Origin of the sequence: Bacillus sp. S2(2024), assembly GCF_050474045.1 — a bacterium.
Classification (GTDB): domain Bacteria; phylum Bacillota; class Bacilli; order Bacillales; family Bacillaceae_G; genus Bacillus_A; species Bacillus_A yunxiaonensis.
This window is the reverse complement of sequence record NZ_JBFLUS010000003.1, coordinates 1,162,525-1,178,406: the sequence shown is the minus strand read 5'-3', so window position 1 is coordinate 1,178,406 and position 15,882 is coordinate 1,162,525. Positions and strand designations below refer to the sequence as shown.

At 36.9% G+C, this 15,882-nt stretch carries 16 protein-coding genes; 1 reads left to right on the top strand and 15 read right to left on the bottom strand.

Translation table 11 applies throughout. The features are described from left to right. Window positions 1-331: 331 nt before the first annotated feature. The 11 genes from dinG to AB1284_RS05935 form a co-directional block, all read right to left on the bottom strand. Window positions 332-3,121, bottom strand: coding sequence for an ATP-dependent DNA helicase DinG (gene dinG, locus AB1284_RS05985; protein ID WP_429750900.1), 2,790 nt, complete (start codon window positions 3,119-3,121; stop codon window positions 332-334). Window positions 3,122-3,282: 161 nt separating this feature from the next. Next, complete coding sequence (gene panD / locus AB1284_RS05980; RefSeq protein ID WP_429750902.1) at window positions 3,283-3,666, bottom strand: aspartate 1-decarboxylase; 384 nt, start codon at window positions 3,664-3,666, stop codon at window positions 3,283-3,285. Between the two features lie 12 nt (window positions 3,667-3,678). Next, window positions 3,679-4,527 (bottom strand): pantoate--beta-alanine ligase, encoded by an 849-nt coding sequence (panC, locus tag AB1284_RS05975; RefSeq protein WP_429750903.1) that lies wholly within the window; start codon window positions 4,525-4,527, stop codon window positions 3,679-3,681. Continuing rightward, entirely contained in the window at window positions 4,527-5,363 is an 837-nt protein-coding gene (panB, locus tag AB1284_RS05970) for a 3-methyl-2-oxobutanoate hydroxymethyltransferase (RefSeq protein WP_429750904.1), read from the bottom strand. The genes panC and panB overlap by 1 nt, the downstream gene beginning before the upstream one ends. Window positions 5,364-5,762: 399 nt before the next feature. Next, a complete protein-coding gene (locus AB1284_RS05965; protein ID WP_429750905.1) occupies window positions 5,763-6,743 on the bottom strand; it encodes a biotin--[acetyl-CoA-carboxylase] ligase in 981 nt (326 codons plus the stop codon). After that, window positions 6,728-7,921, bottom strand: a complete 1,194-nt coding sequence (locus tag AB1284_RS05960; protein WP_429750907.1) for a CCA tRNA nucleotidyltransferase — start codon at window positions 7,919-7,921, stop codon at window positions 6,728-6,730. The genes AB1284_RS05965 and AB1284_RS05960 overlap by 16 nt, the downstream gene beginning before the upstream one ends. Continuing rightward, window positions 7,908-9,053 (bottom strand): N-acetyl-alpha-D-glucosaminyl L-malate synthase BshA, encoded by a 1,146-nt coding sequence (bshA, locus tag AB1284_RS05955; protein WP_429750909.1) that lies wholly within the window; start codon window positions 9,051-9,053, stop codon window positions 7,908-7,910. Before bshA ends, AB1284_RS05960 begins: the two co-directional genes overlap by 14 nt. Continuing rightward, window positions 9,050-9,754: a bacillithiol biosynthesis deacetylase BshB1 gene (gene bshB1, locus AB1284_RS05950; RefSeq protein WP_429750911.1), complete on the bottom strand. Its 705-nt coding sequence runs from the start codon at window positions 9,752-9,754 to the stop codon at window positions 9,050-9,052. Before bshB1 ends, bshA begins: the two co-directional genes overlap by 4 nt. A gap of 10 nt (window positions 9,755-9,764) precedes the next feature. After that, on the bottom strand, window positions 9,765-10,160 hold the full coding sequence (gene mgsA, locus AB1284_RS05945; protein WP_429750913.1) for a methylglyoxal synthase: 396 nt from the start codon (window positions 10,158-10,160) through the stop codon (window positions 9,765-9,767). A gap of 14 nt (window positions 10,161-10,174) precedes the next feature. Beyond that, window positions 10,175-10,975 (bottom strand): 4-hydroxy-tetrahydrodipicolinate reductase, encoded by an 801-nt coding sequence (gene dapB / locus AB1284_RS05940; protein WP_429750915.1) that lies wholly within the window; start codon window positions 10,973-10,975, stop codon window positions 10,175-10,177. Further along, entirely contained in the window at window positions 10,972-11,316 is a 345-nt protein-coding gene (locus AB1284_RS05935) for a nucleotide pyrophosphohydrolase (protein ID WP_377881249.1), read from the bottom strand. Before AB1284_RS05935 ends, dapB begins: the two co-directional genes overlap by 4 nt. A 270-nt stretch (window positions 11,317-11,586) precedes the next feature. On the opposite strand from AB1284_RS05935, the gene AB1284_RS05930 reads away from it, so the two are divergent. Then, the gene (locus AB1284_RS05930) at window positions 11,587-12,468 is read left to right on the top strand and encodes a YitT family protein (RefSeq protein ID WP_429750917.1); all 882 of its coding nucleotides are present in this window, start codon (window positions 11,587-11,589) and stop codon (window positions 12,466-12,468) included. 113 nt (window positions 12,469-12,581) lie between these two features. Here AB1284_RS05930 and AB1284_RS05925 read toward each other — a convergent pair whose 3' ends face one another. The 4 genes from AB1284_RS05925 to AB1284_RS05910 all read right to left on the bottom strand — a co-directional run bounded on the left by AB1284_RS05925 (window position 12,582) and on the right by AB1284_RS05910 (window position 15,861). Next, a complete protein-coding gene (locus tag AB1284_RS05925; RefSeq protein ID WP_429750918.1) occupies window positions 12,582-13,214 on the bottom strand; it encodes a uracil-DNA glycosylase in 633 nt (210 codons plus the stop codon). Between the two features lie 290 nt (window positions 13,215-13,504). Continuing rightward, on the bottom strand, window positions 13,505-14,188 hold the full coding sequence (locus AB1284_RS05920) for a zinc metallopeptidase (RefSeq protein ID WP_336482815.1): 684 nt from the start codon (window positions 14,186-14,188) through the stop codon (window positions 13,505-13,507). A gap of 120 nt (window positions 14,189-14,308) precedes the next feature. Next, window positions 14,309-15,091, bottom strand: coding sequence for a sporulation protein YpjB (gene ypjB, locus AB1284_RS05915; RefSeq protein ID WP_429750920.1), 783 nt, complete (start codon window positions 15,089-15,091; stop codon window positions 14,309-14,311). Window positions 15,092-15,162: 71 nt separating this feature from the next. Continuing rightward, window positions 15,163-15,861: a TIGR01906 family membrane protein gene (locus tag AB1284_RS05910; RefSeq protein WP_429750921.1), complete on the bottom strand. Its 699-nt coding sequence runs from the start codon at window positions 15,859-15,861 to the stop codon at window positions 15,163-15,165. Window positions 15,862-15,882: the final 21 nt, after the last annotated feature.

Genomic DNA, 15,882 nt, shown 5'->3' with positions numbered 1-15,882 from the left:
AGAGTACATTCTTTATAAACCCTGCTTCATCACCCATCTATTATAGCAGGACATGTTCTTCAAAAAAAGGTTTGAAGTCGAAAACCATCGTATTTCTATACTTAATGTAAGAAAAAATAAAATTTCCTCCTACCCACATGTAACGCCTGAAGCAAATTTGCTTCAGGCGTTAGTTTTTATCCCGCAATTAACGGGCAGTAAGACCCTACCTCAAAATTTCGAGAAACAAAACAAGAGGGATAAGGGATAATAGCTAACATGCGCCCAACTAGTAATAGTTTTCCATTAGTAAGGAATGAAGAATCCCTTTCATGATGGAAGTCTCACTTTACTATTCCATTCTTTCGATTAAATCCTCTAACGGTCCTTCGTACAATGGAATGCTCGGAATAGATTGAATAAATCGTTTCCCATAAAAAGATGCAGTGAGACGACGATCTAACACAAATACTGTTCCTGTATCCGTCGTTGTACGAATAAGGCGTCCAAAACCTTGTTTAAAACGAAGGATTGCTTGCGGCAAAGCAATCTTTGTAAATGAATCTTCTCCTTTTTCTTTGAGCCGTTCACTTTTCGCTTGCATCATTGGCTGATGCGGTGATGTGAACGGGAGACGAACAATTACAAGACAGCTTAACGCATCTCCTGGTATGTCAATTCCTTCCCAAAAACTGCTTGTTCCTAATAAAATGGATTTTTCAAACTCCTGAAACTTTCGAATCATTCGGGTGCGGCTGCGATTATGAACACTTTGTGTTAATAAAAGAAATTCTTCCAGTGCCTCTTCCTTTTTTAATACTTCAAATGTCTGCTTTAACATTTCATATGATGTAAATAAAACGAGCATTCGACCATTTGTAGCTTTAGCAATCTTCATAATATGTTCAGACACTGCTCTTACATACTCTTCTTCAGTTACATGTTTAATATGCGGAACATCTGTTGAAACCATTAATTTTACTTGCTCTTCATAATGAAATGGTGATGGAATTGTTAATGTATTCGGTGTAAAATCCACTAATCCAAGCTCTTCTTCTATATAATCAAACGTATTATCTACAGTTAAAGTAGCTGAAGTAAAAATAACGCTTCGTTTACGTGTTAAAAATTGATCTGCAAATAAATCACTTATATCATCTGGCTGTGCATACAGGATAGTCGAATGAATTGTTCCTTTCGTTTCTGCTTCCATCCATGTCACATAACTCGTATCTTCTAAAATAAGTTTCCGTAAAGAATGGGTCATCTTAGAAAGTACCTCTATAAGATGTACAAACTCCCCCGTAATCATATGCGGTTCCCATTCACTTTGCTTTTGCAGCATCTCACCTTGCTTTTCTAATAACGTCAGCAATATGCCTAGCTGATGTACAAAACGGTCCGTTAATTCAACAATACTGCGCCAAAGCTTTCCTCTTTCTTTATTTACATTATAACGGTACATAAGCGGCATATTTCCAGGCGCATCTTCTTGCTTTGTTTTTTGAAATATAAATGTACGCAGCATTTGGAATAGCTCATCTGCGTCAAACTTAATTTCTTTCAGCGTACGACTAATCATTTGAAATGTAGAACGAACAGCAATTTGCGACTGCTTCATCATATCGTACACTTTAGCTAACACATCAGATGTTTCTAACGTACCAAAACGCGATAAAATAAGTTGAAAATACATACAAGAAAATTGCTCTCCTAACGCTCTACTTGCCGTTTCTTCCAAATGATGAGCTTCATCAAAAATAATATGTTCACATGATGCAAGTAATGATTCTTCACTCACGAAATCTTGGAACAATAAAGTATGATTTGTGATTACAACATCAGCAAATAATGCTTTATTTTTTGCACGCTGATAAAAACAGCGGCTAAACCACGCACTTTTCGTGCTATTTGGACTATGAGCATCACTACAAATACGCTCCCATAATAACTTTCCTCCAGCTGGAATGTTTAACTCATCTCTATCTCCTGATTCTGTATCAAGAAGCCATACTAAAATTTTCGCTTTCGTTAATGCATCATCGTAATGATTGTCCACTTCGCCCAATGCATGCTCAAATTTATGTAAACACAAATAATGCTTCCTTCCTTTTAACATCGCTACTTCAAACGGGAACGGAAGTATTTTTTTCAACAATGGGATTTCTTTTGCTAAAATTTGTTGTTGCAACTGCACAGTTTGTGTACTAATCACTACCGGCTGTTCTTTTTCTTTCGCATAAAAAATACTAGGCAGTAAATACGCTAATGTTTTCCCTGTACCTGTTCCCGCTTCAATTAACGAAAATCGAGAGTCTCTAAGCGCTTCGTAAACTTCATTTATCATCATCTGCTGCCCGTCTCTTTTTTCAAAAAACGGCATTACTTCAGCTAAACGCTGCATCGCTTCCGTTAAAAAAGAAGAAAAATCAGTAATTTTCTCCTCGCCAATTTGCAATGCATAATTGCGTTTGCAGAGAGCAAAGTTTCGATATATATCATATTTTTCCGCATCGTCTGTTCCATGTATCATCTTATTCAAAATACATGCAGACATAATGTCTCCAATGTTGCTTTGGAACATATCGCTTAATTCATATAACGATTGCAATGTAACGAGTGGTAAACTTTCCATTTTAGCAAGCAATTGTAAAAATATCTCTGCTGTTACCATTGCATCACTATCAGCACGATGAGGCTGATCATGATTAAAGCCATATCTTTTTGCTAAATCACGTAATTTATAACTATCAGCTGTCGGCAATAAAATATGTGCCAGTTCAACTGTATCAATTTTCGGGCATGTTACTTCTAGGAATCCCGCTTGCCGTAGTTCTTCTTGTAAAAAGTTCCAATCAAAATGAACATTATGTGCAACAAAGTACGCACCTTGTAATAGTTCAATAATCATCGGCGCTACATCTCTGAATAACGGAGCTTTCTTCACAAGTGTTTCATCAATTCCCGTTAATTCTGTAATAAATGGGGGAATGTCCCGTTCAGGGTTTACAAAAGAAGAGAAAATTTCAAGAACTTCTCCATCTTCTACAACAACTGCTGCAATTTGAGTAATTTTATCTTTCCCATCTTTCCAGGCATTCCCTGTCGTTTCTAAATCGACTACGACATAACGCTTACTCATCTATGACACCTCAATTTCTTACCTTTCAAACAACAAAATTTCTATAGTGTTACTATACCACGTTTTTACTCATCTTAATGGAAAGATACGAAAAATGAAATGATTTTGCTTTCGCATAAGAAAAGCTATCCCTTTCACACAGAGATAGCTTTTCTTATACATTATAAAATTGTGCCTGCTTTTTCCGCTCCAAGCATTTCCACAATTTGATTATTGTCATCTAAAACAGCAATTTTCGGAACATGTGTTAGTACTTTTTCTTCTGAAACTAATCCGTAGCAAATGATAATGACTTTATCGCCGGGCTGAACGAGTCGAGCAGCTGCACCGTTTAAACAAATTACCCCTGTGCCGCGTTCTCCTTTTATAACATATGTTTCTAAACGAGCACCGTTATTATTGTTTACAATTTGCACTTTTTCATTTTCAACAATACTAACTGCATCCATTAAATCCTCATCAATTGTAATACTTCCTACATAATTTAAATTTGCTTCCGTTACCGTACCTCGGTGTAACTTCGCTCTCATCATTGTGCGAAACATAGTTGCTCCTCCTTATTCAACCGTAAATGTAATATTATCAATTAATCGTGCATTTTCAAACTTTACAGCTATCGCAATAATCATACGTCCGCTTATTTTCTCAACCTCAGTTAAATTCGGATACGCATATAGATCAGCATAGTCAACAATACCATGTGTGTTCGTTTCAATATATTCTTTAATGAAGTTCGTAATATTTTTTGGATTACGCTCCCCTTCAGCAACTCGTTCTTTCGCCATGCATAAGCTTTTATATAAATGCGGTGCTTCTTGGCGTTCTCTATCTGATAAATAAATGTTGCGAGAACTACGTGCTAAGCCATCTTCTTCACGTACAATCTCAACTGGCACAATTGTCACAGGAATATTATAGTCACCCACAAATCCTTCGATAACTGCTACTTGCTGTGCATCTTTCATACCAAAATACGCACGATTTGGCATTGTAATATTGAAAAGCTTCATCAATACTGTTACAACTCCAGCAAAATGACCTGGTCGCTGCTTTCCGCACAAAACATCCGTACGCTTCACAACCTCAACATTCGTTGTCCGATCCGTTGGATACATTTCTTCGACACTTGGATAAAATAAATAATCCACTTCTACTTCACGCGCTAATCGCTCATCACGTTCAATATCACGCGGGTAGCGATCTAAATCTTCATTCGGTCCAAATTGCAATGGATTTACAAATATACTTAACATAACAATATCATTTTCTTTTTTCGCTTGTCTCAGTAACGTTAAATGTCCTTCATGCAAATAGCCCATCGTTGGAACGAACCCAACTGTTTTCCCGCTTGCACGAAGCTCTCCTGCGATTTGCTGCATCTCTTGCACTGTCGTAATAATATGCATTATTGTTTTCCTCCGTATAACGCTAAGCATTCTTCTTCTTTCATCGTAAACGAATGTTCTTTCTCTGGAAATTGTCTTTCCTTTACTTCATGAACATATTGCCCAATACCTCTTACTATTTCTTCTTGCACAGATGTGTACTGCTTCACAAATTTCGGAACGCGGTTTACACCGTACGTAATAAGATCGTGATAGACAAGAACTTGACCATCCGTTCCATTACCAGCGCCAATACCGATAGTTGGAATCGACAATTGTTTTGTTACAAGTTCCGCTAATTGCATCGGTACACACTCTAATACAAGCGCAATTGCTCCCGCCTCTTCGCATTTTTTGGCGTCTTCTAACAATTTCTTTGCACTTTCTGCATCTTTTCCTTGCACTTTATAGCCACCTAGCACACCGACAGATTGCGGTGTTAAGCCAAGATGGGCTACAACTGGAATGCCTGCATTCGTAAGGAAACGAATGATCGATACAACTTCATCTGCTCCTTCAACTTTTACTGCATGCGCACCGCTTTCTTGCACAATACGACGTGCGTTATGCATAGTTTCTTGCAGTGAAACGTGATAAGACATAAATGGCATATCTGTTACAACAAATGTATTTTTCGCGCCGCGGCGCACTGCTTTCGTATGATGAATCATATCATCAACTGTTACTGGAATTGTTGAGTGGTAGCCGAGCACAACCATGCCAAGCGAGTCACCAACTAAAATCATGTCAACTTCTGCTTCCTCAGCAAACTTTGCTGAGGGATAGTCATATGCAGTTACCATCGCAATCGGCTCACTTTGTTCTTTCATTTTCAAAAAATCCGTTACAGTTTTCAAAAACTTCTCCTCCTTTACCTGGAGAGAGGAGATGGCCGGATGAAAAAACATATAAAAAACCCTTCTGGCCATAAAAAGGCAGAAGGGTAGTATCATTCGGCAAAATTCATCCCTCTGTCCCAGTCCTATTTTGGATCAAGGCAGAATCCACATTTTTATTTTGATTTTCCTAAACAGCGGTGCAGTTCACATTGATACTGCCCATATTCGACCTTATTATAACAAATAGCAAAACATAATTGCTATACTTTTCTAAAAAAGAAAATCATTTTTCACATACAATAGCCCTTTTCTTCTTTTTAAGCACAGGGCTATATGTTGATGCTAATCTAATGAGCAATGATACTTCGTTTTTCATAAGTAGTAAAGAAAAGAAGTGCAAAATAGCTGCTAAACGTTTTACTTTACTTCAATATCAGCGGAATGAATATGATGTACGATTCCTTCATGATCTTCAAGTATAAGGACACCATCAGCCGTAATTCCTTTTGCAATTCCCGTAATTGTATTTGTCATCGTACGCGCTGTAATTTCTTTTCCAATGCTCACAGCGTAACTTTCCCACAGAAGCTTAATAACTGAAAAACCACGATCTAAATACTCTTTATATAGCTTTTCCATCTGTAAGAAAATTTGCTGCATAAGTTCAGCTCGTACAATCGTTTTTTCGGCTTCGAGTGCTAAGGAAGTAGCAGTATGCTGGATATCTTCCGCAAAATGCTCTTGTTTTTGATTAACATTAATGCCAATTCCAATAATAACAGCATTAATTTTATCAGGATCTGCTTGCATTTCTGTTAAAATGCCAACTACTTTCTTCCCATTAATTAAAATATCATTCGGCCATTTAATGCCAACGGAAAGATTTGTGCATTTTTCAATTGCCTGCGCTACGCTAACAGCAGCTAACAATGTTAATTGCGGTGCTTGATGAATCGGAACGGTTGGGCGTAAAATAATGCTCATCCAAATTCCTGTCCCTTTTGGTGAGTACCACTTTCTGCTTAATCGGCCACGACCTGCTGTTTGCTCCTCTGCAACAACAACGGTTCCTTCAGCTGCTCCTTCATAAGCAAGACGAGCTGCGATTTGCTGTGTAGATGTTACCGACTCTTCAAAGTATACCGTTCTGCCTAAAAACTCTGTTTGTAAACCGAGCTGAATTTCATTTGCTGTTACTTTGTCCGGTTTACTTGCAATGCGATAACCTAGGCGTCGTACAGCCTCTAGCTCATATCCTTCTTCCCTAAGGAATTCCATATGTTTCCACACAGCTGTTCTTGAGCATCCTAGTTTCTCGCTAATCGTTTGTCCCGATAGAAATTCACCATTAGCTTCAGAAAAGATTTGCAATAACTGTTTTCTTATAGCAGATTGCATCTATGCATCCACTCCTTTATACACTCTTTCTCATTTTTTAATCGTCCGTATACGACTTCTTCTTCAATTTTTTGCAGTGCATTCGCAACCCACGGTCCTGCCTGTTCCTTTGACCATGATAATAAATCGTTGCCACTTACTTGCAATTGCTGCCGATTATGAATTGGTAAATCTTCATATACCTTTTCTACACTCTCAACATTCGAATTTAAATATGTATTCATGATAGCTTCGTATACACGCTCTGCCGTAAGAGCAATATCTTTCCCAGCTTTATATAATAAAAACTCATTCCAATCGTGTTTTTCTCGTGCCCTCACATATAATAAAACGGATACAATATCTTTTATTTTTTTATTTGAAAATTTCCATTGTCTTAAAAAAACAGATGGGTGTTCTTCCCTCATACAATATAAAAAGAACGCCCACGCCTCAGTATCATTTTTGAAAAAACTCCAATCATACTCTGCTGCGTTTGAAATAAAATCTCCGCACATTTGTAAATAAGGCAAGTGCTCATATAATTTCGTTTCTACTAGCAGCTGAAGTGCTTTTGCGCAATATGCACCGGTAAGTAGCTTTTCAAATTCAACTGTAATTCTTTCAATTGCGATATGTTCAAGTAAATGTCCATACTTTATAATAGCTTGTTTTGTTTCTTCTTCTAAAGTAAATCCAAGTGTACTAACAAAGCGAATACCGCGCATCATACGAAGAGCATCTTCTTGAAAACGATCTGCTGCATTCCCTACAGTTGCAATTTCCTTTTTAGCAATGGCTTCTTGTCCACCAAATAAATCAACGATTTCTCCGGTTTCCGTCATAGCAATTGCATTCATTGTAAAATCACGACGCTGCAAATCTTCGTCTAGCGAACGAACAAATTGTACACTGCCCGGATGACGAAAATCTTCGTAGTCTCCCTCTGTTCGAAATGTCGTTACTTCATACGGAATATCTTCTTGTACAACAATGACCGTACCGTGTTCAATTCCAACAGGTACGTGGCGCGGGAATAGACGCATTACCTCTTCCGGCAAAGCAGATGTTGCAATATCGATATCACCAATTGGTCTTCCAATTATATAATCGCGCACGCTCCCACCTACAAAATACGCTTCAAAGCCATTTTGCGTTAACGTATTAATAATTGGAACCGCTCGTTTAAATCGTTTCATATTTGTCATCCCTTAATATGTCATAATAAATCGCTTCATATTGTGAAACAATCTTTTCTGAGCCAAATTGTTCATACGCCACTTGCATGGAACGCTTGGCCATTTTAGCATGTAATGTATCATCTTGAAGAAGCTGGATTGCTTGCTGTGCAGCTCCCTCTACATCTCCTAGTTCACATATATATCCCGTTTCTCCGTGTTGAATAACTTCAGGAATGCCACCAATACGCGTACCAATACAAGGGACACCACACGCCATTGCTTCAAGCAATACAAGTCCAAAACTTTCTTTCTCTGATAACAGTATCATCACATCACTCATTGCCAGAAGCTCAGCTACATTATCTTGCTTTCCTAAAAATAAAACATGATCTTCAATTCCTAAATGTTTCACGAGCTGCACAATCGTACAAAATTCAGGACCATCGCCAACAAGCAATAGTTTTACTTTTGCTTGTTTTACAATGAGAGCGAATGATTGTACCACATCCTGAACACGCTTTACTTTTCGAAAGTTCGAAATATGAATTAATACTTTTTCTTCTTTTTGTATACCGTATTCTTTTCTTAACTGGGACATATCCCTTTGAAAGTACACGCGTTCATCAATAAAATTATAAACCGTTTTAATTTCTTTTTGCGTGTTTACTAATTCATATGTTTCTTCAATAAGTGAATGAGATACAGCCGTCACAACATCTGATTGTTCAATTCCAAACCGAATTAGATTATTTAAGGAAGGATCCGATCCTAATACAGTAATGTCTGTTCCATGTAATGTTGTTACAATTTTAATGTTTTCTCCAATCATTTGCTTTGCCAAATATGCGCAAATCGCATGCGGAATTGCATAATGTACATGCAGTATATCTAACTTTTCTCTTTGCGCTACTTCTGCCATTTTACTCGCTAGCGCCAAGTCATACGGCGGGTATTGAAAGACAGAATATTGATTAACTGTTACTTCATGAAAATAAATATTCGGATATACTTTATTTAAACGAAACGGCAATCCTGACGTAATAAAATGAATTTCATGCCCGCGTTCTGCTAACAACTTTCCTAATTCCGTTCCAACCACTCCAGAACCGCCAACAGAAGGATAACAAGTAATCCCTATTTTTAATTTCATTTTACTCCTCCTATTAAATCTTCATCTAATAGAAGTGGCCTTTTGCTCATAAATCCTTCTGCATATGTCACGCCAACTTCTTTTCCAAACATTTTTTCACGCGCTACAACCGTTTCTACATACCCTTCTGTCAACGGAGTTATTACACCGTTTTCTCCTTTTGTAAATTGACTTTCATATGCTTCTAACGCAGCAATCTTATGAGAAATATATGAACTAATATCAATACAAAAATCCGGTTTATGAAAGCCATTAATCATGTAAAAATAGAGTGATTGTACGCGATGAGGCGGAATTTCCGGCATATATTTACGAATTCCCGCTGAAAAGATGGCTTCTTCTACAAGTTTTGCACAATTTGCATGATCTGGATGACGATCCTCATAAAATGGTACGAAGACAAGCTTCGGTTTATGCGTACGAATAATTTTCACAATCTCTTGGATATACTCTTCTTTCATATATAAGCCGCGGTCTGGCATCGCTAGATTCATGCGCTTCTGTACGCCAAGCCTTCTAGCTGCCTCTATCGCTTCCTGCTTTCTCAGCTCTACCGTTCCATTAGAAGAAAGATCTGCCTCTGTTAAATCACAAATTCCAACTTCATACCCTTGTTTCGTATATTTCGCGATTGTACCCGCCATACCAATTTCAACGTCATCGGCATGGGCACCAAAAGCTAATATATGTAATCCGTTCATATCGTTCCCCTCATTTTCGTAGCTTTCGATAATCTAAATCGCCCCGCTCTAATGCATGCATTAAAAGCTCCGCACTTGCCATATTCGTTGCAAGTGGAATTGAGTATACATCACATAAGCGAAGAAGCGCATTCACATCCGGTTCATGTGGCTGCGACGTTAATGGATCACGGAAGAAGATCACCATATCCAAGTCATTTTTTGCAATCATTGCACCAATTTCTTGATCGCCCCCAAGCGGACCAGATTGATATCTTGTCACAGGCATACCTGTCGCCTCCATAATTCGAAGACCTGTTGTTCCTGTTGCAAATAACATATGTTTCTCTAAAATAGGTTGGTATGCATACACAAACGAGACCATATCATTTTTCTTTTTATCATGGGCAATTAAGGCAATCTTCATCTTTATTTTCCCCTTTAGTCAATAATATTTTCTAAACCATATACGAGATGATCTAATTGCATGACTGTTTCAATAGAAAGTTTTACTCCTGACATAAATGATGCACGGTTAAAAGAATCGTGACGAATCGTTAACATTTGTCCATCCCCGCCAAATAGTACTTCCTGATGTGCAATCAATCCTGGTAACCGTACGCTATGAATATGAATACCATCAACATTTGCACCGCGTGCACCTTCTAGTTGCTCTGTTTCATTTGGATGCCCTTGTTGTTTCGGTTCACGATTTTGACGAATTAAATCTACGGTCTTCACAGCCGTACCAGAAGGAGCATCTAATTTTTGATCATGATGCAATTCAATGACTTCAACATCTTGGAAATATTTCGCTGCCATTTGAGAGAACTTCATCATTAAAACAGCTCCAACTGCAAAGTTTGGTGCAATAATTGTACCAACTTGTTTCTCTTTCGCTGTTTCTGTTAATTTTTGCAGCTCTTCTTCTGTAAAACCTGTTGTTCCGATAACAGAACAAATGCCTCGCTCTACCGCAAGTGTTACGTGTTTCTTTCCGATTTCTGGTGTTGTTAAATCAAGCAAAACATCTGCTTCCACTTCATCTAAACAAGTATGTAAATCCGCATAAATTGGAGCATCTATATTAGGTAATCCAGCAATTTCAGAAACTTTCTTACCACCATGTTTGTAATCAATAGCAGCAACTAATTTGAAATGTGGTGTTCTCTCCATAAGAAGTACTGCTTCTTGCCCCATACGTCCTCGTGGCCCTGCAATAATTACTTTAATCTCATTCATTCCTTCTTCTCTCCCTCTTCAATACGTGTCCAGCGATCTTTATCACGTGTATTAAATTTTTCCATAACTATATTATGAGCTGTTTCTAAATCAATGTTTAAGCTATTTGCCATGCAAATCATAACAAATAACACATCCCCAAGTTCTTCTTCAACTGTACGTTCTTTTTCTGTGCTTTTCTTAGGCTTTTCACCATAATAATGATTAATTTCCCTCGCAAGCTCTCCCATCTCTTCTGTTAAACGAGCCAGCATAGCAAGTGGACTAAAATATCCTTCTTTAAATTGACTAATATATGCATCTACTTCCTTTTGCATATCTTTCATTGTTTTTTGTTCCATGTTATTCACCTCTAATCCTTCATTTATCATGTTAGCCAATTCATGACGATTTGACAAATATTATCGCATGTCATCGCTTATTTGCCACGTTTTTGACGATACACTATGAAAACTCCCGTTCTACTTCGGATCTTGAAGTGGTAGTTTCCTATGTGTCACTTTTACTAGATGCTTAACACGCGTGAAGTTTTCTTGCCAATTTTTCAATAAATTACGTATACTATCCTTAAGAACAAGATAAGGTCATGACTACATACTAGGGGGATTTGCATGAAATTAAACTTAAAAATCAAAAATATTCTTTTTATTCTGATTGGTTCTGCTATTTTCTCATTTGGCATCGTTAATATTAATATTGAAAACCATTTAGCAGAAGGTGGCTTTACTGGAATTACACTACTTCTTTACTTCCTATTTTCACTAGACCCATCCTATACAAACTTAATCTTAAATATACCAATCTTTTTTATCGGTTGGAAAATGCTTGGTCGTACGACATTTTTATATACATTAATAGGGACATTTAGTGTTTCGTTATTTCTCTGGATTTTTCAGCGTTATGATGTATTTAATTTACATTTAAACTTACAAAATGATATGATGTTAGCCGCTTTGTTTGCTGGCTTATTTATTGGTGTTGGGTTAGGAATTATTTTCAAGTATGGCGGCACAACAGGTGGAGTCGATATTATTGCACGGCTAGCTCATAAATATATCGGCTGGAGCATGGGGAAAACTATGTTTATGTTTGATGCCGTCGTCATTACCTTATCAATCCTTACATATTTATCTTACCAACAAGGAATGTATACATTAGTTGCCGTTTTTATCGGAGCAAAGGTCATTGATTTTATGCAAGAAGGAGCATACGCTGCCAAAGGAGCAACAATTATATCTGAGAAAAATGATGAAATTGCTGCACAAATTTTATCAGAAATGGATCGTGGAGCAACTTTCTTAAAAGGAATGGGTACATACACAAAAATTGAACGAAATGTTTTATATTGCGTTGTTGCTAAAAATGAAATTGTAAAACTTAAAAGTATTATCACATCTGTTGATCCACACGCTTTCGTTGCTGTAAGTGATGTGCATGATGTTGTTGGCGAAGGATTTACGCTCGATGAAAATAAAAATCCCCTGCATAATTAACTATACAGGTTCTTCAAAAATAACGAACTTTCTTTCTAAACACAAAACTAGAAAAGTTATCGAATCCAATAACTTTTCTAGTTTTTTTATGATTACCTGTAGAAAAAAAGCTATTATATATACTTCCTCAACTTTTCTAAATCCTCATGGATCAAATCCAATAAACTCCGATTATAAAAAATTGAAGCAGGATGAAAAGTTGGGAAAATTGTATAAGCTTTTTCTGTCCAAGTATAAGTTGCGTCATTAGGATCTGCTAGTCGCCGAACAGGTTGCGTAAACACTTGACCGTGCATCTCTGATACTTTTTTGTCTGAACCAGCTAAACGTTTGAGCGCAATGTTTCCTAGTGTAACAATAATAGGTGCATGAATATGCTCAATTTCATAATCCAAAATTGGAGCGTGTGCAAGTATCTCCTGCTGATTCGGCGTACGATTATATTTGCGCTTCACTATTTCTCCACTTCGCTCTCGTTTCTCTCCCCATTTATACGGCCGACTACGTACCGCACTAGTAATGTATACTTCTTCTCTTGTCACATCAACCCTCTTTAGAAAATCCATGAGCTGATTACCAGCTCTTCCGCTAAAAGGTATCCCATTATGAATTTCTGTTTCGCCCGGCGCTTCTCCTACAAGCATCATTTTTGGATTTTGTGGTCCTTGTCCATATACAAAACCTTCAACAGGATAAGGGGCCATTCTCTCTTTCGCTTGCTTCACTAATACCTCTGGAAATTCCATGTTTATCACCTCTGCTTGTTACACTTTTATCCCGTTACTTTAGGGCAGTAAGACTCCCACATCAAGATTCTGAGAAAACAAAGAAGATAGGTGGGAGATAACTGCTGGCATGCGCCCGATTGGTGAGAGCTTTCCATCAGTGGGGGATAAAAAGAGCTGCTGCTCAATAATAAACAGCTAACTCTTCATTTATTCTTACACAATCTTCTCACATTACATACGTTTATAAAAGATATCACAGGCACTTCGATAATTATGACAATAAAAAAGACTATCAAAACTGATAGTCTTTAATCATCATTACGTTGCATACCTGTATAAATTAATAAAAGACGAAGCAGTTCAAATACTGCAACTGCCGCTGCTGCAACATATGTAAGCGCTGCTGCATTTAATACTTTACGAGCTTGGCCATATTCGTCCGTTGATACAATTCTTAACGCTTCAATTTGCTTCATTGCACGTTTTGATGCATCAAATTCAACCGGAAGTGTAATAAGTTGGAATAACACACCCGCCGCCATTAAGATAATTCCTAATAACAATAAATTTGACATACGTGCAAACATACCAATCATAATAAAAATCCACGACATATTTGAACCAAAATTTGCAACAGGAACAAGCGAATGACGGAAACGCATAAAGCCATAATCTTTTGCATCTTGAATCGCATGCCCAACTTCGTGTGCGGCTACCGCTGTCCCAGCAACAGAATGCCCATAGTAATTGTCTGTGGATAGGCGAACTGTTTTCGATGTTGGATCATAGTGGTCAGATAAATGCCCTGGTGTTTCTTCTACCGCAACATTGTACAAGCCATTCTCATCTAAAATTCTACGAGCCACTTCCGCACCTGTCATACCAGAAGTTGAATACACTTGAGAGTATTTACTATATGCGCTTCGTACTCGAGACTGTGCATACAACGGTATGATCATGATGATAGCGAAGTAAATTAAGTAAAAACCCATCATGAACCTCCAATAAAGTTATGTCATATAGTAATAACCATTCTATTTTCTTCCTGTAACATTGTCAATAAAGAAACCTTACAACATAGCTTCTTTATTTCACTTCATTTAAAAACAATCTTATCTATCCTTCGAATGCATTGTACTTTTTTGTTTTTCTTTTTCTCCTTTATACTTTCTCCAACCAACATACGTTAATGTAAAAATAATAATGCCTCCTGTTACAGTCATAAACCATATAAGCGAAGAATCTACCTCATCCCTTTTCGCCATGCGAAAAATTTTATTTAAATCATCTTTTATAATTTTCACTTGTGTTTGACCACTCTTATTTTGGATCATCATATAACGAAATTCATCTAAGTACGACAAATGAGAATTCATGCGCTGTATTTGTTCTTCCGGCAAGGCAATCATTAAACTTGGATAAATAATATCAAATTCATGCAAAAATACATTTAACGACTGTTGAAAATGTTCATGTTCTTCTTTTTGCATTGTGTTTTCGACCTGCCTAAATGCACTCATCACATTTTCTTCTCGTTCCATCCAAAGCGGCTGATATTTCGATACTTCTGCATCTAATGCGAGACGAAGCGCTAGCACATCATCTATCTTTATTTGTTTACTCGTTCCTTTTTCCTCTAGTGACTGCAATGCTTTATCATAAGCAAGCGAAATAACACGAATATGCTCAGGCGCTATTTTCTTTGTTTGATTGACCATTAAAAATTGTTGTGAAAAATCCGTTAATATTTGCGCTGCTTTATCGTATTCCTCTTGTTTTACAAATTGCAACGAGTCATCCAATAATCCATTTAACTCATTCCAATTAGCTGCATATATGCGAACAGGAAACAATATAAACATAAACGTTATGATTCCAGCTAATACTCTTTTCATTCTTGTCCCCCCTATAGCTTCTAATACACTATATGAATTGGTGGACAAGAATAGACCTTGAACCTATTAAGTTACTTTTCTGATGAGGCGTTACGACTTACTACATGCATCCCTCTCTTTTTCATAAAAAAACGATAGAGAAAATAACAACAAGCACTCCCAAACAAAATAAGTAATAAAATTATACAAGCAGCATGCATAAAGAATTGTTCCGGCAACATAAGGATAATAGGATCAGTATCTGGATCAAACAACCAATAATCATTTTGAAAAAGAAGTTTATGAAAGAATACAAAACTCTTTTCAAAATTGATTGCTATCGGGAGTATTAATGCAATTGGAAATACAATTGTAAAAATCGCTGCATACAACAAAAACTTTTCCTTTTGTTTTCGTAAAAGATAGACTCCCCCGATAAATGATATACCTATACTTATATACATCGCATATTGAATAAAAACAATGATATTTTTTACATCAACAAAATGAATTCGTCCTCTCTCAGACATGTCTAATGTTGGAAAATGTAATGGCTTATCATAAAAAGGGGAAAGATAGGTAATAAGTGCATCATAGTTTTGAATAATTGCCTCTTTTGTCATATTTGCCATTTGAGGAATATTTAACATGTCAATTTCTATGTAATAAATCTCTTTCCCATATACAACACATAAAACTGCGATTGAAAAAATACAAAAAGCGATACAAAAAGGAACAAGACATAATAAGACTCCATTCCAAATTTTTGAATATATACTATGTGAATTCATCCATCTTCCCCATTCCCTATT